16 protein-coding genes and 1 pseudogene are annotated in these 18,067 nt (G+C 67.6%); 10 read left to right on the top strand and 7 right to left on the bottom strand.

Going from position 1 to position 18,067, the window contains the following annotated elements; all coding sequences use genetic code 11:
* The first annotated feature begins 14 nt into the window (after positions 1-14).
* The 5 genes from BSE24067_RS01215 (at position 15) to BSE24067_RS01195 (ending at position 3,001) form a co-directional block, all read left to right on the top strand.
* Positions 15-467: an SRPBCC family protein gene (locus BSE24067_RS01215; protein ID WP_151065943.1), complete on the top strand. Its 453-nt coding sequence runs from the start codon at positions 15-17 to the stop codon at positions 465-467.
* A gap of 250 nt (positions 468-717) precedes the next feature.
* Positions 718-1,479 (top strand): N-acetylmuramoyl-L-alanine amidase family protein, encoded by a 762-nt coding sequence (locus BSE24067_RS01210; protein WP_151065942.1) that lies wholly within the window; start codon positions 718-720, stop codon positions 1,477-1,479.
* A 50-nt stretch (positions 1,480-1,529) separates the two neighbouring features.
* On the top strand, positions 1,530-1,919 hold the full coding sequence (locus tag BSE24067_RS01205) for a lysozyme inhibitor LprI family protein (RefSeq protein WP_151065941.1): 390 nt from the start codon (positions 1,530-1,532) through the stop codon (positions 1,917-1,919).
* Between the two features lie 294 nt (positions 1,920-2,213).
* Positions 2,214-2,441: a hypervirulence associated TUDOR domain-containing protein gene (locus tag BSE24067_RS01200; RefSeq protein WP_151065940.1), complete on the top strand. Its 228-nt coding sequence runs from the start codon at positions 2,214-2,216 to the stop codon at positions 2,439-2,441.
* Complete coding sequence (locus tag BSE24067_RS01195) at positions 2,438-3,001, top strand: DUF488 domain-containing protein (protein ID WP_151065939.1); 564 nt, start codon at positions 2,438-2,440, stop codon at positions 2,999-3,001. Before BSE24067_RS01200 ends, BSE24067_RS01195 begins: the two co-directional genes overlap by 4 nt.
* A 20-nt stretch (positions 3,002-3,021) precedes the next feature.
* Here BSE24067_RS01195 and BSE24067_RS01190 read toward each other — a convergent pair.
* Positions 3,022-4,095, bottom strand: a pseudogene (locus tag BSE24067_RS01190) (beta-barrel domain-containing protein); the annotation flags it as partial.
* Positions 4,096-4,653: 558 nt separating this feature from the next.
* Between BSE24067_RS01190 and BSE24067_RS01185 the strand changes: the two are divergent.
* On the top strand, positions 4,654-5,391 hold the full coding sequence (locus tag BSE24067_RS01185) for a sulfite exporter TauE/SafE family protein (protein ID WP_151065938.1): 738 nt from the start codon (positions 4,654-4,656) through the stop codon (positions 5,389-5,391).
* A 110-nt stretch (positions 5,392-5,501) separates the two neighbouring features.
* Here the strand turns inward: BSE24067_RS01185 and BSE24067_RS01180 are convergent, their stop codons facing one another.
* From BSE24067_RS01180 to BSE24067_RS01165, 4 genes are all read right to left on the bottom strand, one after another.
* Positions 5,502-6,080, bottom strand: coding sequence for an NnrU family protein (locus tag BSE24067_RS01180; RefSeq protein ID WP_151065937.1), 579 nt, complete (start codon positions 6,078-6,080; stop codon positions 5,502-5,504).
* A 288-nt stretch (positions 6,081-6,368) separates the two neighbouring features.
* Positions 6,369-7,097: a TfoX/Sxy family protein gene (locus BSE24067_RS01175; protein ID WP_151065936.1), complete on the bottom strand. Its 729-nt coding sequence runs from the start codon at positions 7,095-7,097 to the stop codon at positions 6,369-6,371.
* 37 nt (positions 7,098-7,134) lie between these two features.
* Positions 7,135-8,244 carry a malate/lactate/ureidoglycolate dehydrogenase gene (locus BSE24067_RS01170; protein ID WP_151065935.1) on the bottom strand — a complete coding sequence of 370 codons (1,110 nt, stop codon included), beginning with the start codon at positions 8,242-8,244 and terminating at the stop codon, positions 7,135-7,137.
* Between the two features lie 68 nt (positions 8,245-8,312).
* Positions 8,313-9,767, bottom strand: coding sequence for a M20 family metallopeptidase (locus BSE24067_RS01165; RefSeq protein WP_151065934.1), 1,455 nt, complete (start codon positions 9,765-9,767; stop codon positions 8,313-8,315).
* A 557-nt stretch (positions 9,768-10,324) separates the two neighbouring features.
* Here BSE24067_RS01165 and adiC point away from each other — a divergent pair.
* Both adiC and BSE24067_RS01155 read left to right on the top strand, forming a co-directional pair.
* On the top strand, positions 10,325-11,857 hold the full coding sequence (gene adiC / locus BSE24067_RS01160) for an arginine/agmatine antiporter (protein WP_151065932.1): 1,533 nt from the start codon (positions 10,325-10,327) through the stop codon (positions 11,855-11,857).
* A gap of 3 nt (positions 11,858-11,860) precedes the next feature.
* Positions 11,861-14,200 (top strand): Orn/Lys/Arg family decarboxylase, encoded by a 2,340-nt coding sequence (locus BSE24067_RS01155; RefSeq protein ID WP_151065931.1) that lies wholly within the window; start codon positions 11,861-11,863, stop codon positions 14,198-14,200.
* A 671-nt stretch (positions 14,201-14,871) separates the two neighbouring features.
* On the opposite strand, the gene ftrA is transcribed toward BSE24067_RS01155, so the two are convergent.
* On the bottom strand, positions 14,872-15,846 hold the full coding sequence (gene ftrA, locus BSE24067_RS01145; RefSeq protein ID WP_151065930.1) for a transcriptional regulator FtrA: 975 nt from the start codon (positions 15,844-15,846) through the stop codon (positions 14,872-14,874).
* Positions 15,847-15,963: 117 nt separating this feature from the next.
* Here ftrA and BSE24067_RS01140 point away from each other — a divergent pair, with 117 nt between their 5' ends.
* Both BSE24067_RS01140 and BSE24067_RS01135 read left to right on the top strand, forming a co-directional pair.
* Positions 15,964-16,383 (top strand): rhodanese-like domain-containing protein, encoded by a 420-nt coding sequence (locus BSE24067_RS01140; protein WP_151065929.1) that lies wholly within the window; start codon positions 15,964-15,966, stop codon positions 16,381-16,383.
* Positions 16,384-16,473: 90 nt separating this feature from the next.
* Positions 16,474-16,800, top strand: coding sequence for a superinfection immunity protein (locus BSE24067_RS01135; RefSeq protein WP_151065928.1), 327 nt, complete (start codon positions 16,474-16,476; stop codon positions 16,798-16,800).
* A gap of 33 nt (positions 16,801-16,833) precedes the next feature.
* Here the strand turns inward: BSE24067_RS01135 and BSE24067_RS01130 are convergent, their stop codons facing one another.
* Positions 16,834-18,006 (bottom strand): cytochrome P450, encoded by a 1,173-nt coding sequence (locus tag BSE24067_RS01130; protein ID WP_151065927.1) that lies wholly within the window; start codon positions 18,004-18,006, stop codon positions 16,834-16,836.
* Positions 18,007-18,067: the final 61 nt, after the last annotated feature.

The raw sequence follows: 18,067 nt of genomic DNA, 5'->3' as shown, positions 1-18,067 counted from the left end.
TTGCGCGCGCCATCATGAGGATCTCAGTCAGCCGGATCGTCGGCGTCGATCGCAGACGCCTCTTCACGTGGTCGCAGGACTACGCGCGTCGGCTCGTGTGGGACAGCTTCCTCACCGACGCCTATCTGCTCGACGGCATGGCGGCCGACGTCGGCGTCGATGCGTTCTGCCGCAGCCAGTCGGGCGCGACGATGGTGTCGCGCTACATCTCGTATCGCCCGCCGCAGGTCGCGGCCATCGAGATGGTCGACGGGCCGAAGGTGCTCGAACGCTTCAGCGGCTGCTGGAATTTCACCGAACGTGCGCCGGGCTCGACCGAAGTCAAGTTCACCTATCAGTTCCGCGCGCAGCCGGCATGGCTGCGCTGGCTGCTCGAACCGCTGATCGGCGCGTTCTATCTCGTGCACACGCGCCGGCGTCTCGACTCGTTCAAGCGCTGGGCCGAAGCGGAAGCGCTGCCGCACTGAGCGCCGCTCACGCGACGCCGCGTGCGACCCGTTGCCGGCCCTGAGCGTGCGTGCCGCGCGCGGCGGCAATCGCGTCGACCGCAACGGCCGCGTGCGCGGCACTGCAGATGAACGCGTCCACTGCCGCGACACCGTGCGCTTATTGCCGCGCCGCCGGCAACGGCTATAATCGCGCGACATTCCGACTGCATTGAGCAGGCCGATGGCGCCGCGCCATGCGACGCGCCGTATGCCCTCCTCGACAACAACAATGACAAACCGAACCGCCCGACGCCTTCGCCCGTTCGCGCGCGCCGCCGTGCGCGTACTCGCATGCGCGCCGCTGCTCGGCGCCTCGCTGGCGCTGCCCGCGGCCGATGCCGCAAGTCCCGATGCGCAATCGGCGTCGGCCAGCTACATCGTCGTCGATACCGGCCATACGCCGGCCCATCCCGGTGCAACCAGCGCAAGCGGCCGTGTCGAGTACCGGTACAACCTCGACCTGTCCACCGCTGTTGCCGACAAGCTCGTCGCGCACGGCGATCGCGTGCTGCGCACGTCCGCCGACGGCCGCGAGATCGCGCTCGACCAGCGTTCGACGCAGGCGCCCGATGCGAACCTGTTCGTGTCGATCCATCACGATTCGATGCAGCAGCAGTTCATCGACGCCGGCCGGCAACGCGAATTCCGCGGCTTCGCGGTGTTCGTGTCGGAACGCAATCCGCATTACGCGGAAAGCCTGCGCTGCGCGAAGTCGATCGCCGGGCGGCTGGTCGCGGCCGGCGAACGGCCGTCGCTGTATCACGCGCAGCCGATCAAGGGCGAGAACCGCCCGCTGATCGATCCGCAACTCGGCATCCACCGCTTCGACGATCTCGTCGTGCTGCGCACCGCGCCGATTCCGGCCGTGCTGGTCGAAGCCGGCGTAATCGTCAATCCCGATGAGGAAAAGCGGCTCGCGCAACGCGAGACGATCCAGCGTCTGGCCGCCGCGATCGCAGGCGGCATCGATGCATGTACGGCCGCCCGGTAACGGCAGTGCCGGCCGGTTTCAACGGTTTTCACCCAGTGAGGAGCACCATCATGAAGAAGAAGAATCTGCTTGCATCCTGTGCACTGCTCGCGCTCGCCGTGCCGTTCGCCGCGCACGCGGCCGGTTGCGGGAAACCGCGCAGCGCATTCGATCAGGTGTACTGCAGCAGCAACGAGTTTTCTCAGGTCGACCGCGAACTGAACGACGAATACGGCCGCGTGCGCAAGCTGCTGAGCGGCGACCAGCAGGCGAAGCTGAAGACGGGGCAACTCGCATGGATGAAGCAGCGCGATGACCGCTGCAGCGAAACCCGCGACGACGGCTATCTCGTGAACCTGCAGTGCGCGATCGACCTCACGCAATCGCGTTTGACGTTCCTGCGCGAACGCGAGCGCGAATGTGCGAGCACCGGCTGCGTGACTGCGAAGCTCGGCGAGTAAGCGCGCCTCGGGTGCCGTGCCGCGAATCGCATCGCGGCACGGCACATCAAAGAAACCCTCGATACCCCCGCGCACCGATCTCGCTATCACGCCCCGCTCGTCGTGCGTGTTCGAATCTGAGCGTCCGGGGCAGGCCTCACACCCGCCCGTCGTCCTGCTTTACCTGCTGCGCCGCTCTGGCCCCCGCATGCCGCTTGCGCCGCCGTCTGCATCTTTTTCCGTGCGCGTCCGGCGCCGATAATAAGCATGCCACGGAAGACGACAACACCGCACCGATGCAAGGAGGCTCCCGGCATGACCACCCCGTTCAAGCTAGGCGACCACGTCCGCTGGAATTCCGAAGCCGGTTACGTGACCGGCAGGATCGTCGCGATCCATACGAAGGATTTCGACTACAACGGCCATCGCCACCGCGCGTCGCCCGACGATCCGCAATACGAGATCAAGAGCGACCGTACGGACCACATTGCCGCGCATCGCGGCCGCGTGCTCGAACGCATCACCGGCAAGGACGACGCGTGACGCTGCCGTTTTACACCATCGGCCACTCGAACCGCACGCTCGACGAGTTCGTCGAGATGCTCGATGCGGTCGACGTCGCGCTGCTCGCCGATATCCGGAAGATGACGCGCTCGCGTACGAATCCGCAGTTCAATGAAGCGACACTGCCCGATGCACTGGCCGCGGCCGACATCCGGTACGCGCACATCGCGGCACTCGGCGGGCTGCGCGCCAAGTCGCACGGCGTGCTCGCCGAAGTCAACGGCTTCTGGACCAACCGCAGCTTCCATCGCTATGCAGACTACGCGCTGTCGCCCGAGTTTCGGACGGGCCTCGACGAGCTGATCGCGCGAGGGCATCGGCGGCGCTGCGCGATCATGTGCTCGGAAGCCGTGTGGTGGCGCTGTCATCGGCGCATCGTGTCCGACTATCTGATCGCACGCGGCGAAACGGTGCTGCACATCATGGGCAAGAGCCGCGTCGAACCCGCGCGGCTCACGGCCGGCGCGGTGATCCGCGACGACGGCACGATCGTCTACCCGGATGTCGGCGACAGCGGTGATGCGGCGCCGCACGCGTGACCGGCCGCGCGCGCTGCGCGTCAGCGTTCGCGCAGCGCCTCGGCCGCGCGGTTCAACGGCTTGACGAGGTAGTCGAACACGGTGCGGCGCCCGGTGCGAATCTCCGCGGTCGCGACCATCCCCGGCAGGATCGGATGCCGCTTGCCGTCGCGGGTTTCCAGATACGCGTGCCGCGTGAGCACGTAGACCCGGTAGTAGTACACGCGCCGGTCGACCTGGTCCTCGATCGTGTCGGGCGAAATCCGCTCGACCTTCGCGGGCAGCGACCCGTAGATCGACGGCTCGAACGCCGTGATCTTCACGGTCGCCTCCTGCCCCGGATGGATGAACGCGATGTCGCGAGGGCTGAGCCGTGCCTCGATCAGCAACTGGTCGTCGAGCGGCACGATTTCCATCAGCATGCCGCCCGGCGGAATCACGCCGCCGACCGTGGACACGCGAATGTCCTTCACGATGCCGCGGGCCGGCGCGCGAATCACGGTTCGCCGCAACTGGTCGGCACGCCCTTCGCGAACCTTCAGCAGCGGCTCGAGATCGGCCATCGTCTTCGAATAATCGGCTTTCAGCGCGACGTAATACTCGCTCTGCGCTGACGCGAGCTTCGTGGAAAATTCGGCGGCCTTCTGGCGCAGCCTCAGCACCTCGACCTCGTTGGTCGCGCCGGTTTTCAGCAGCGGCAACGCAATGCGGAGTTCGTCCTCGGCGAGGCGCAGCTGTTCGCGCAGGTTCGCGACGTTTTCGCGAAACGCGCGGCGGTTCGCGACGAACAACTGACGCTCACGCCCGGTCACGGCCTTCTCGTTCGCCAGTTCCGCCGGAAATTCGATGCCGGGCAGGTCGTTCATCTCCGCATACAGCCGCGCGGCGCGCCCCTGCAATGCGGTAATCCGCTCGAGCGTTTCCTCCATCGACGAGCGCGCGAGCACCGGATCCAGCGTCGCGAGCCGCTGGCCTGCATCCACGACGTCGCCTTCGCGCACCGCCAGCTCCGACAGGATGCCGCCTTCGAGACTCTGGATGACCTGCCCTTTCGAGGCCGGCGTGACCTTGCCTTCGCCGACCGCGACTTCGTCGAGGTTCGCGAACACCGACCACTTTCCATTGCGCGGAGAACAGATCGTGCAGCCACGTGTCGGGTCTGGCGCACAGGTAGCCGTCGACGCGCTCGTCACGTCGCGCGGCCCGCTCGTGCACGATCAGCACGCGCGCCGGCCACGCGGGCGCCGGCGCGTCCAGGCCGATCGCGCGTTCGACCGGTTTGCCGTCGAAGCAAGGACTTGCGTTCTCAACCTTCTGTAAGCTCGACACCGATGGACACGCTCGTGCCCGACGGTAACTCCCTTACGGCTATTCGCTCTGTCGGGATCCAAAAATTCAATTCAGTTGTTACTGAAACCACGTCAACTCATATCGCGAAGCGCTCTCTCCAAACCAAATCCGTAAAATCCCACCCGGATATAACCAATTCCATTTCCGAGACATTGAATCCTGACGAGAAATAATCGCGGCACATTTCTCCCCGCCGCCGGCCAGTGCCGCAGTGGCCCGGATAACGCGTGCGTGCGCGGCGGTCCTGAATTACCATCGTGCATCCCCGCACGGCGGGCTGGGTCATCAGCGTTTCAAGGTTGGATATTCCGGATCAATCGATCGTGCTCGCTCTCATCATCGTTGCCGGCCTGTGGGCCGGCCTGCAGAACGCTCTCGCCGGCGGCGGCTCGTTCGTCACGCTGCCCGCGCTGATCGTATCCGGGATGTCGCCGCTCGCGGCGAACATCACGTCGACCGTCGCACTGTTCCCCGGTCAGGTCACGACGGGTTGGGCGAGCCGCAACATGGTGAGCGGCGTCGGAAAGCTGCCGTTTCGCGCGCTGTTCGCGATCAGCGTGGTCGGCGGTGCGCTCGGCGGCCTGCTGCTGCTGAAAACCCCATCGTCGATCTTCTCGCACCTGGTGCCGTGGCTCGTGTTGTTCGCGACGATCGTGTTCGCGTGGGGCAGTTTCTTCCGCAAGCCGGGCGCGGGCACGCAGCATCTCGGCCCCGTCGCGGCTGGCATCTCGCAGTTTCTGATCGCGATCTACGGCGGTTACTTCGGCGGCGGCATCGGATTCCTGATGATGGCCGCGCTGACGATGGCCGGCCTGCCGCCGCGTCACGCGATGTCCACCAAGAATGCGCTCGCGGGCGTGATGAATGCGTCGGCCGTCGTGCTGTTCGTCACGTCGCCGCACCTGCACTGGCGCGCGGCAATTGCGCTCGGCGGCGGTGCGATCGTCGGCGGCCTGCTCGGCGCGTGGGCACTGCACCGCGTGAACGAGCGCGTGCTGCGAATCGCGATCGTCTGCATCGGCGTCGCGCTGACCATCGGGCTGTTCGTCAAGCCGATCTGACGCACACGCATTGCGGCGCCGTCGCGGCTTACGTTTCACTGCAACGATCTCGATTGATCAGTAATCCGCAAGGTCGGATATCTCGCCATGCCGCGTTGCATGGCGCGCGCTCAACCAAACGGCCGCACGCCGATCAGCGGGCCGTGCAGAAACAACGCGAATACCGCCCACGCGATGAGCCCGGCCGCGATGGCGGCGACGTCACCGGACAGACGTCCGGCAGGATAGCGGATGCCGTCGCGACGATCGCGCGTGCGCGACACGATGAACAGGATGAGCGACCACACGAAGAACGCACCGAACAGCACGGCCGCATGCACGGTGCCGTTGACGAGCAGGTGCGCGACGGCCCACACCATCACGCCGGCGACCATCGGATGCCCGGCGAGCGTCTTGATCCGGTTGCGCGGCACGTACGACGCGGCGATCAGCACGAACGCGACCGCGGTCAGCATGCCCGTCAGGTGACGGACGCCGACGGGCGTTACCCACAGCAGCGTCGCATTCTCGCGCGCGACCGCGTAGCCGCGGATGATCAGCACGAAGCCGATGACCGACGCGATCGAATAGCCCGCCTTCCAGCGCTTCTCGCCGATGCGCGCGATCATCGCGGCACGCCAGCCGTCGGCCACGATCCGAATCGAGTGCACACCGAGGAAGACCGCTAAGCCGAGAATCAGGACGAGCATCGGTTGTCTCCGACAGGAACGATGAGTGGGGGACATGCCGCGCGGCGTTCGATGCGCCGTTCGCGGGGCCGCTGTCAGGGCCGGCACGAGCCGCGCCGGACGCGGGCGCGATCCGCGCCGATCATAAACGCCACGGCCGCCGTTGTGAAGCTTCGGGAATATGCGGGCGGCCGCGTTTCTGTTTTCGTGTATCGGAAGTCGGCGGCGCGTTTCGCACGCATCGCGCGACGACTGACGAATCGATGAATCGGAAAGAAAAGACCACGGAAATCCCGCGCCGTGGCAGAGCTACGGACGCTTGCGCTTGGGCACGGATTGCACGGCCGGTTTCGATGCGGGTTTTGCCACCGCCTTTGCGGGCGGTTTCGCGGGCGGTTTCGCGCTCCGCTTCGCTGCCGGTTTCGACGCTGCAGCCGTGCGTAGCTCGGACCGCGACGTCGGCGCCGGTTTCGCCGTCGTCCGACGCTTCAGTGCGGCTTTTGATGCCGGTTCGGATTCCGGCGCTTTCACCGGCTTCGACGCACCGTTCTTCTTCACACGCTTCGGAGCCGATGTCGCAGCCACTTCGGATTCCGGCACATGCAGCGGCGTCGGCGCCGGCTTCGGTGCGCGCTTTCGTGCGGTGCGCGACGCCGCGCCCGGATCCCGCGCCCGAACCGCCTTCGCGTTGCGCTTCGGCGCCCCGGCCAGCAACGCCGCGCGATATGCGCCGCGACACCAGTCGAACAGCGCGCCGGCATCCTCGAGCACGTCGGCCGGCGTTTCGTAATAGCCTTCGAGCGCGACGGTGCGCGTGCGCCCCGCGTATGAAAACGGCCCCATCCCCGCCGCGACGAACGCGGGCCGGTTCACGTCATCGACACGCAGAAACAGCGATCCGCGCGCGAGAAACCCGAACATCACGCCGTCGAGCCGCATCGCCGCGCCGCTGAAGAACCGCGTGACGTCGACGCGGCCGAGGCCCGCGATCTGATAGGCGATCTCTTCGCCGTGCGCCTTGTCAGCCTGCCAGCCCATCGATTGTCCTGTCGTGCCGTTGCGTTGCGTCGGGTCGTCACGCAGCGCCGGTGCAGCACTGCGTCCACGTATCAAGTTCCGCGTCGCCGAAGCCGACGGCCGCCGCGCTTTCGCGGATCTGCCGCCACGTCGCACGATCGACCGGAATGCCTTGTGCACCGCGCGCGGCGCGGCTCGCTTCCTCCGGCTCGCCGGGCATCTGCACCGGCACGTCGCACGCCTGCGGCGACGCCTTCGCCCACGCGACGAACGCGTCGGCTTCACGCTCCGCGTCGGCGGCATCGAACGCGTTCGGATCGATCAGCACCGACAGCATCCCGTTGACGATCGCGCTCGTCTTCTGCAGCGTGTCGCCGTAGGTCGTATGCCCGCCCACCAGCGCGCCGCCGAAGATCTCGCACATCGCGGCCAGCGCATAGCCTTTGTGCAGGCCGAACGGCAGCAGCGAACCGAATGGCTGTTCGTGCATCACGGCCGGATCGTCGGTCGGCTGGCCGCGATGATCGATCAGCGATCCGGCCGGCACGCGCTTGCCTTGGTTGTATGCGACGCGCGTCTTGCCATACGCGATCGCGCTCGTCGCGAAGTCGAGCAGCAGCGGCGGCCGGCCCGCGCGCGGATACGCAGCGCAGAACGGATTCGTGCCGAAACGCGGATCGGTGCCGTGCAGCGGCGCGACCAGCAAGTCGCCGGGTACGTTGACGAAATGGAACGACACGAGCCCCGAACGCGCGCATTGCTCGGCCCAGTGCCCGATGCGGCCGAGGTGATGGACATCGCGCAGCCCGATCGCGCAGATGCCCATGCGCCGCGCGCGCTCGATCCCTTCGACCATTGCCTCGAACGCGATCACCTGGCCGAAGCCGCGGCCGCCATCGATGGTCAGCACTGCGCCGCCGTCGCGAACGATCGACGCGTGCCCGTTCAGTTGCAGTTGCCCTTCCCGCCATGACGCGACGTAGTTCGGGATCATCCCGATCCCGTGCGAATCGTGCCCGGCGAGGTTCGCGCCGACCAGGTGATCGGCGACGAGCCGCGCCTCGCGCTCGCTGCTGCCGGCCCGCTCCCACAGCGCCGCGACGAATGCGTGCAGCGGTTCGGCGCGCATGCGAAGCACGTCGGTATCGGATGTCGGCAGCGCGGTCATCGGCAAGGCTCCGTCAGGTCGGGTTGAATCCGGTCGGATCGGGCGGAACAGGCACGCGGCGCGAGCGCTCAGCGCGCGGACGCGATCACGTCCGCGACCGCCGCGGTCAGCTTCTTCGCGTACGGCACGTGCAGGAACTCGTTGGGGCCGTGCGCATTCGACTTCGGCCCGAGCACGCCGCACACCATGAACTGCGCGGACGGGAAGCCGGCCTGCAGCACGTTCATCAATGGGATCGTGCCGCCGAGGCCCATGTATGCGCAGTCCGCGCCGAAATGGCGGCGCGACGCGGCGTCGAGCGACGACGCGAGCCACGGTGCGAGATCCGGCGCGCTCCAGCCGGTCGCGGCGCCCGCATCCGGCTTGAACGTGACCTTCGCGTTGTACGGCGGGTCGAGCTCGAGCAGTTCCTTCAGCTGCTGCACGGCCTGCGCGGCGTCGACGAGCGGCGGCAGGCGCAGCGACAGCTTGAACGCGGTGCGCGGGCGCAGCACGTTGCCCGCGTCGGCGAGCGCCGGCAGCCCGGCCGCACCGGTCACGGACAGCGACGGACGCCACGTCGAGTTCAGCAGCGCCTCGCGCGGATCGGTCGTGGTCGGCAGCACCGGCTTGCCGTCCGCACCGCACGCCCACGGCAGCCCCTTCCACACCGCGTCGCCGAGAATCGCGGCGGCCGCGTCGGCTTCCCGCACGCGGCTGTCGGGAATCTCGCAATGGAACACGCTGGGCAGCAGGTTGCCGTTCTTCGCGTCTTCGAGGCGCTCGAACAGCTGGCGCATCACGCGGAAGCTCGACGGCGCGATGCCGCCGAACACGCCCGAGTGCACGCCTTCCTCGAGCACCTCGACCTGCAGGTCGCCGGACACGAGCCCGCGCAGCGACGTCGTGAGCCACATCTGGTCGTAGTTGCCGGCGCCCGAATCGAGGCACACGACGAGCGACACCTGGCCGAGCCGGTCGCGCAGCGCGTCGACGTACGGCAGCAGGTCGTAGCTGCCCGACTCCTCGCAGGTCTCGATCAGGCCGACGCAGCGCGGCCGTTCGACGCCCTGCTCGTCGAGCGCGCCGAGCGCCGCGAGGCTCGCGTAGATCGCGTAGCCGTCATCCGCGCCGCCGCGGCCGTACAGCTTGCCGTTCTCGAGCTTCGGCGTCCACGGGCCGAGGTCGGCGCGCCAGCCGTCGAATTCGGGCTGCTTGTCGAGATGGCCGTACAACAGGATCGTGTCGGTGCTGCCCGAGCGCGTGGCCGGCGTTTCGAAGAAGATCACCGGCGTGCGGCCGGGCAAGCGTACGATCTCGAGCTTCAGGCCTTTCACCGGCTGGCGCTCGGCCCACTGCGCGGCGTCGGTGACGACCCGTTCGAGATACCCGCGCTTCGCCCAGTCGGGGTCGAATGCCGGGCTTTTCGCGGGAATCGCGATGTAGTCGGTCAGTGCGTGAAGGATTTCATCGTTCCACTTGCGCTCGACGAAGGTCACGAGCTTGTCATGGTCGAGGACGGGGGTAGTGTCGACGGAGGTCATGGTGGGTGCCTGGATGGGGCTGACGAAAATCCGGATGATACGCCGATGGGCCTGGCCTCGGGGGCGCTTTCCGCGGCCCCTTCTCGTCCCGGCGCCCGCGCCGGCTTTCTCCAGAACGAAACAGCTGCCCATCGCCAGCATGCCGCGCATATTTCGCCAGCGGCACATTTTTAATTCGGTTGATAATAATCAAAAACCACCGTCAATCGAATAGTCGTTTACATCCCGACGTGATTTAACCAATTCGGCAAAATACACGATCATCGACCGACACCGCGTGCAACCGACTTTGCAATAGAGCGGCATTGCAGGCCCGAATCCGGCAAGCCGCCCGCGCCACGCCGCCGATTTCAACGAGCTCGCGCCGAGGCATCGTTTCGCTCGCCCCAATGATTCAAGTCAATGTTTAATCAATTTAGTTTCGGTATTTTCCATTACAAATCCGATCGACGAGATAACATGACCTCGCTTAATAAAACGGCGATCCATTCCGGAACCGCCGACCGGCGCAGGGCCGCGCCAACTCGACCGCATCACGCCTTTTCAAGGAGCCTCGCATGTCCGATGCCAGCTCGTCCTCCTCCCGCTCCACCGCTGCGCCAGCCGCGGCCGTCGCGCCGAAAATCGGCGTCATCCCCGCCACGCTGATGGTCGCCGGCAACATGATGGGCTCCGGCGTCTTCATGCTGCCCGCGAACCTCGCCGCCACCGGCGGTATCGCGATCTTCGGCTGGCTGATCACCGTCGTCGGCGCCGTGTCGCTCGCGCTGATGTTCGCAAAGCTCGCCGCGATCGACCCGGCCGCCGGCGGCCCGTACGCGTATGCGCGCAAGTCGTTCGGCCCGTACATCGGCTACCAGACGAACCTGATCTACTGGCTCGCGAACGTGCTCGGCAACGTCGGCCTCGCGGTCGCCGGCATCGGCTATCTGACGCATTTCTTTCCGATGCTGCGCGACCCGCTCGTGTTCGCGCTCGCGCAGATCTTCGTGATCTGGCTGTTCACGTACGCGAACATCCTCGGGCCGAACGTCGTCGGCCGCGTGCAGTCGGTCACGACGATCTTCGCGCTCGTGCCGATCCTCGGGATGGCCGTGTTCGGCTGGTTCTGGTTCAGCAAGGACGTGTATTTCGCCGGCTGGAACGTGTCGGGCACGAGCAGCTTCAGCGCGATCGGCGCGACGCTGAACTTCACGCTGTGGGCGTTCATCGGCGTCGAAAGCGCGTCGGTGTCGGCCGGCGTGGTCGAGAACCCGTCGCGCAACGTGCCGATCGCGACCGTCGGCGGCGTGGTGCTCGCGGCGGTCTGCTACGTGCTGAGCTCGACCGTGATCATGGGGATGATCCCGAACAAGGCGCTGCTCGCATCGAGCGCGCCGTTCGCGGATGCCGCGCGCCTCGCGCTCGGCGATACCGCGGCGAACGCGGTGGCGATCTGCGCGGCGCTCGGCTGCCTCGGCTCGCTCGCGGGGTGGACGCTGCTGGTCGGCCAGACCGCGAAAGCCGCGGCCGACGACGGCCTCTTCGCCGGCGTGTTCGCACGCGTGAACTCGAAGAACGTGCCGTCGGCCGGCCTCGCGATCGTCGCGGTGATCATGTCGGTGCAGGTGCTCGCGACGATGTCGCCGAGCGCGAGCGAGCAGTTCGGCAAGATCGCGTCGATCGCCGTGATCATGACGCTGCTGCCGTACATCTACTCGTGCATCGCGATCAAGGTGCTCGGCTACGGCAAGATGCCGCCGCACCAGTTCACGTTCTACACGATCGTCGGCCTGATCGGCGCCGTCTACGCGCTGTGGGCGATGGTCGGCTCCGACGGCCAGCAGACGCGCTGGTCGCTGATCTTCGTGATCGCGACGATCGTGTTCTACGAACTGTCGATCAACCGCCAGCGCGAGATCGAGGAAACCCACGTTCATCCGGGCGGCCGCTCGCCGCGCTGGGTGCGCTATTTCGCGCTCGGCGTGACCATCGTCGCGCTCGTCGCGACCTTCTGGATCTCCGTGGGCCGACACAAGGTCGACATCCTTCACGCACGCTCGCCGGCCGCGGCCGCGAACGTCCAGGCAACCCAGCAAACGGGGGACTAACCCATGACCGCTTCCTTGACCCAACCGGCGTTCCGCCGCCTCGGCATGAAGGCGCTGCTCGTGCAGCACGACATCGACGAGCGCACGGCCACCGGCCGCGCGGCCACAGCGCTCGCCGAAGAATTGCGCGCGCGGCTCGTCGACGTCGTGATCGCGACCTCCGCCGACGACGCGCGGGCGGTCGTCGACGCCGATCCCGCGATCCAGTGCCTGCTGCTCAACTGGGAACTCGGCAACGATGCCGGCCACGCGCCCGCGCAGGCCGTGCTCGACGCGATGCGCGCGCGCAACGCGACGGTGCCGGTCTTCCTTCTCGCGAGCCGCGCGAGCGCGGCCGCGATCCCGGTCGACGCGATGCGCAAGGCCGACGACTTCATCTGGATGCTGGAGGACACCACCGCGTTCATCGGCGGCCGGATCGTCGCCGCGATCGAACGCTATCGCGAGACCGTGCTGCCGCCGATGTTCCGCGCGCTCGCGCAGTTCTCGCGCATGTACGAGTACTCGTGGCATACGCCGGGCCACACGGGCGGCACCGCGTTCCTGAAATCGCCGGTCGGCCGCGCGTACTTCGAATTCTTCGGCGAGGCGCTGTTCCGCTCGGACCTGTCGATCTCGGTCGGCGAACTCGGATCGCTGCTCGACCACTCGGGGCCGATCGGCGAAAGCGAACGCTACGCGGCGCGCGTGTTCGGTGCGCACCGCACGTATCACGTGACGAACGGCTCGTCGATGTCGAACCGCGTGATCCTGATGGCGAGCGTCACGCGCAACCAGGTCGCGCTGTGCGACCGCAACTGCCACAAGTCGGCCGAGCACGCGATGACGATGTCCGGCGCGATTCCGACCTACCTGATCCCGTTGCGCAACCATTACGGGATCATCGGGCCGATCATGCCGGAGCGGCTCACGGCCGCCGCCGTGCGCCTCGCGATCGACGCGAATCCGCTCGTGCGCGGCCGCGACGGCATCGATCCGACGCCGGTGCACGCGCTGATCACGAACTCGACGTACGACGGACTCTGCTACAACGTCGCGCGCGTCGAGGAACTGCTCGGCCAGAGCGTCGACCGGTTGCATTTCGACGAAGCGTGGTACGGCTACGCGCGCTTCAATTCGATCTATCGCGATCGCCACGCGATGCACGGCGATCCCGCGCAGCACGACGCGAGCAAGCCGACCGTGTTCGCGACGCAATCGACGCACAAGCTGCTCGCGGCGCTATCGCAGGCGTCGTTCATCCACATCCGCGACGGCCGCAACCCGATCGAGCATGCGCGCTTCAACGAGGCGTACATGATGCACGCGTCGACGTCGCCGAACTACGCGATCATCGCGTCGAACGACGTGAGCGCCGCGATGATGGACGGCCCCGGCGGCGCCGCGCTGACGACGGATGCGATCCGCGAGGCCGTGTCGTTCCGCCGGATGCTCGCGCGGCTGCATGCGGAATGCGAGGAGAACGACGACTGGTTCTTCAACGGCTGGCAGCCGGACACGGTCGTCGACCGCAAGACGGGCCGGCGCGTGCGCTTTCACGAGGCCGACGAAACGCTGCTCGTCACCGATCCGTCGTGCTGGGTGCTGCATCCGGGCGATACATGGCACGGCTTCGGCGACATCGAGGACGACTACTGCATGCTCGATCCGATCAAGGTGTCGATCGTGACGCCGGGCGTCGCGCCGCACGGCGGGCTGATGCCGGTCGGCATTCCGGCGTCGGTCGTCACCGCGTATCTGGACCGGCACGGAATCGTCGTCGAGAAGACGACCGACTTCACGATACTGTTTCTGTTCTCGCTTGGCGTGACGAAAGGCAAGTGGGGCACGCTCGTCAACACGCTGCTCGATTTCAAGCGCGACTACGACGCGAACGCGCCGCTCGCGCAGGCGCTGCCGGAACTCGTCGCGCGCTATCCGGACCGCTACGGCAAGCTCGGCTTGCGCGAGCTGTGCGACCTGATGTTCAGCGCGATGAGCGACCTGAAGACGACCGAGATGATGTCGCGCGGCTTCTCGACGCTGCCGCGGCCCGACTTCAGCCCGGCCGACGCGTTCGAGCGTCTGGTGCACGACGACATCGAAATGCTGGCGTTGCCGGAGATGGCGGGCCGCACCGTCGCGACGGGCGTCGTGCCATATCCGCCGGGCATTCCGCTGCTGATGCCCGGCGAGAACGCGGGGCCGGCCGATGGTCCGCTGCTCGGTTATCTGAAGGCGCTCGAGCAGTACGACCTGCGTTTCCCCGGCTTCACGCACGATACGCACGGCGTCGAAGTCGAGGACGGCGTGTATCGGATCGCGTGCATCAGCGAAATCGCGCGCGATACCAGCACGCGCTGAGCATGCGGATTGCGTCGCCGCGCCCGCAGCACGCGGCCGGCGCGGCGACGCATCGTCACTGGCCGCACGGCCCCGTTACCTTGCCGCGACGACGCCGATTTCGCGCTCAACCGGCCCACCCACGCGGCAAGCTGCGCTTCGCCTTCTTCGTCGAGCTTGCCGCTCAGTTCGCCGTACCACGGTGCGATCGCATCGGCCGGCAGCGCGGCCTTCAGGATCTGCAGACTGTTCTCGAGGAACGACGAAAAGAACGGGATGCCGCGCGTGTAGAGGAACGTCGAATCGGTGATGCGCACGTGGCCGTACACGTCGCGCACCCACGCAAGATGAAATGCCGTCAGCGCGGAAGCGAGTTCGGGAGCGATGTCGGGGCCGGCCTGCGCATTCGCGTCGCTTGCGTCACGTGCGTCGTCCGCTTCGTCGCCGGAACGTGCAACTGCTGTCGCTTCGTCACGCGGTTTCTTTCCGAACAGCTTGCTCAGCAGGCCCATGGTGATCGTCCTTGTCGTTGTGATGGAGCAATGGCGGCTTTCTGCTGTCGCGCAACACGCGCGGATGCGCGGCATGCGCGAACAGGGTCGCCGCACGGCGACCGCCATCTTTCGCGCGCTCGAAACCGGGAAGAAGCGAACGGCGGCCGCACGCCGCCGCCGAATGAACCAACGCGACGCTCACGCGGCCGACAAGCGAACGCCGCGGTTCATCCCGCGCCGGTACGCGGCGGGACTCGTCGCGGCGACGCGCCGGAAATGCCGGCGCAACGACTCCTCGGAGCCGAAGCCCGAGCGCGCGGCGATCTGTGCGAGCGACAGCGCGGGATGCGCTTCGAGCATGTCCTTCGCGACGTTCACGCGTTCGCGGATCAGCCACGCGAGCGGCGACATCCCGGTCGCATCGGCGAACTGCCGCTGCAGCGTGCGCGTGCTCATCGCGGCTTGCGCAGCCAGCGACGCGAGCGTGTGCGGTTCGGCCGCATGCGCGCGCATCCAGTCGATCAGCTTCGCGAGGCGGTCGCTGCCGCCCGGCGCAACCGGACGCGGCACGAACTGCGCCTGACCGCCATCGCGATGCGGCGGCAGCACGAGGCGCTGCGCGACGCGATTCGCGATCGCGCCGCCGTGATCGCGGCGCACCAGATGCAGCAGCATGTCGAGCCCCGCCGCCGAACCGGCCGACGTGACGATCTGCCCTTCGTCGACATACAGCGCATCGGGATTGACCGTCAGCGCCGGGTAGCGCGCCTGCAGGCGCTCCGCGTAGCGCCAGTGCGTCGTCACGGTGAGCCCGTCGAGCACGCCCGCCGCCGCGAGCACGAACACGCCCGAGCAGATCGAGCAGAGCCGCGCGCCGCGGCGATGCGCGGCTCGCAACTTCTTCAGCAGCGGTTCGGGCGGCAGTTCGTCCGGATCGCGCCAGCCAGGAATCACGATGGTGTGCGCGCGATCGAGCATCGCAAGCCGGTACGGCGCGGCGACGGTGATGCCGCCGGCCGCGCGCACCGGGCCCGGCTCGCTCGCGCAAACCGCGAAGCGATACCAGTCGACGCCAAGCTCCGGGCGTTCGAGCGCGAACAGTTCGACCACGCAGCCGAATTCGAACGTACAGAGGCGATCGTAGGCGAGCGCGACGACGAGATGATTGTGCATGGCGCGATGTTACCGGAACTTGTCGATCGCGCCACTGCCGCGATGGCCGCCGAACCGCGATACTGCCCTTCATTCCGGCGCATGCCGCGCCGCCCTTCGTCCTCCAGGAGCGCTTTCATGTCATACGTAACCGACGTCCCCGCCGCCGACAGTGCTGCTGCGCTCGCTCACTTCGAGGCGTCGCTGCGCTTCGAGACCGACTGCTGGGACACGCACGATGCGCTTGCGTCCGGCGCGCCCGGCTTCGTGCTGCTCGACGTCCGGAGTCCCGAGCAATTTGCCGCCGGCCACGTGCCCGGCGCGCGCAACCTGCCGCACCGCAAGATCGTCGCAGGCAAGCTGACCGACTATGCGGCCGACACGCTGTTCGTCGTCTACTGCGCGGGCCCGCACTGCAACGGCGCTGCGCGCGCGGCGATCCGGCTCGCGCGCCTCGGACGCCCGGTGAAGCTGATGATCGGCGGCATCACCGGCTGGCTCGACGAAGGTTTCGCGCTGAGCAACGAAGTGCACGCGGAGGACGCCGACACGCGCTGATCGTGATCGAAAACGCAACAATCAATTGCCGGCACACGAACGGAAAAAGCGCGACAATCGGTTTCATTGCAGTTCGGACGGAGCAGCAACATGCAACACGCAGTCCTGATTCAGGTGGCCGGTTCGGTCGCGGCGATCGCGCTCTATTTTCTGCCGGCCGTCATCGCGGACCGCCGCGGCCGGCACGACAAGCTGATGATCGCGATGTTCAACGCGCTGTTCGCGTGGACGGGCATCGGCTGGCTGATGACGCTGTACTGGGCATGCCAGCCGAACCCGCAAACCGACGTCGCGCAAACCATTCTCGCGAAGCGCCGCGGCACCAGCATGCGCACTTTCTCGGCCGGGCTCGTCGAACGCGTGCAGCGGCGCGTCGCGGCGCAGCAGCAATGGGCCGAGAAGCAGGGCTGCCGATGAGTTCCGCCGTTCCGGTTTTTCCCGCTTTCCCGCTTACGTCGCCGTGCCGAACTTCGGCATCCTGACGTTGGTCGAGGCCCGGTAGCCCCATACCAGCCTGTCGCGCGGCGCGTTACCGCTCGCGCGCAACCACGCATCGAACGCCCCCGCCGTTACCGCCCTCGCGATCCGTTCCCCCGGACAGCCGTGCGGCCCGGTGCCGAAACCGAAATTCGTCGCCGGCGCGCGGCCGGGCAGCAGCCGATGCGGGTCGCGATGCACGGCCGGGTCGCGATTCGCCGCCGCCAGCACGACGAGGATCGCCGCACCGGCATCGACAGTCACGCCGTCGATCGTCGCGCGCGACGCGACGAAGCGGCGCGTATTCTGCACGGGCGCATCGAATCGACCGACCTCCGCAACGAATGCATCGAGCGCCGCCGCGTCCGGCATCGTGCGTTCGCCGTCGGCCGTCGTGGTGTCCCACGCGACCAGCGTGTTGCCGAGCCACGCGGCGGTCGCCTCGCACGTCTGCGACAGCAGCCCGACGAGATTCGCGACGAGCGCGCCGCTCGCGTGCCAGCCGGCGGCACGGGCCGCCTGCTGAACCGCCGCGACGAGCGAGCCGTCCTGGGCGCGGGCGTGCGCGACGCGCTCCGTCATCCGGTCGAGCAGTTGCCGCGCGCCGTCGCTCGCTCTGGCCAGCGCCGCGTCGTCCGACAGCGGCGACAGCGCGGCGACGAAGTCGACCACCCACGCGGCGATGTCGTCCAGCTGCGTATCGTCGAAACCGAGCAGACCGGCGACCGCGCAAACCGGCACCGTCATGCACCACGCGTTCAGTGCGCCGGCGTCATGCGACGCGCGGAGCCGGTCGCCGGCGAGCCGCGCGGCACGCTCGCGCAGCGCGTCCGCGTCTATCGGCGCGAGCGCCGCGCGCAGCGCATGCTTCGGCACGTCGTGCCGCGATGCGCCGTCGTTCATGCGCACCAGCTCGCCGAACAGCGCGCCGGCCGTCGTGCCGCGCAATGCGGGCGGCACCGGCGCATCGAGCGGCCTGACACGGCACGCCGGGTGGCCGAGCACGGCCGTCACGCTCGCCGCGCGGCTCGCGACCCAGAGGCCGAGCGTGGCGTCGTACGCGATGGGCGGCCCGTCCACGAGCGTCGCGTAGTACGGATAGGGATCGCGGTGCGTGACCGCGGCAATCGGATCGGTCGGGTTCATGCGTGCAGTATCGGCGCAGCCGACCGCCGGACGTTTCGGGCTGGCGTGAAATGTCGCGGCG

The organism is Burkholderia latens, assembly GCF_902499045.1.
Lineage (GTDB): Bacteria > Pseudomonadota > Gammaproteobacteria > Burkholderiales > Burkholderiaceae > Burkholderia > Burkholderia latens.
This window is presented reverse-complemented; position numbering and strand designations above follow the sequence as displayed.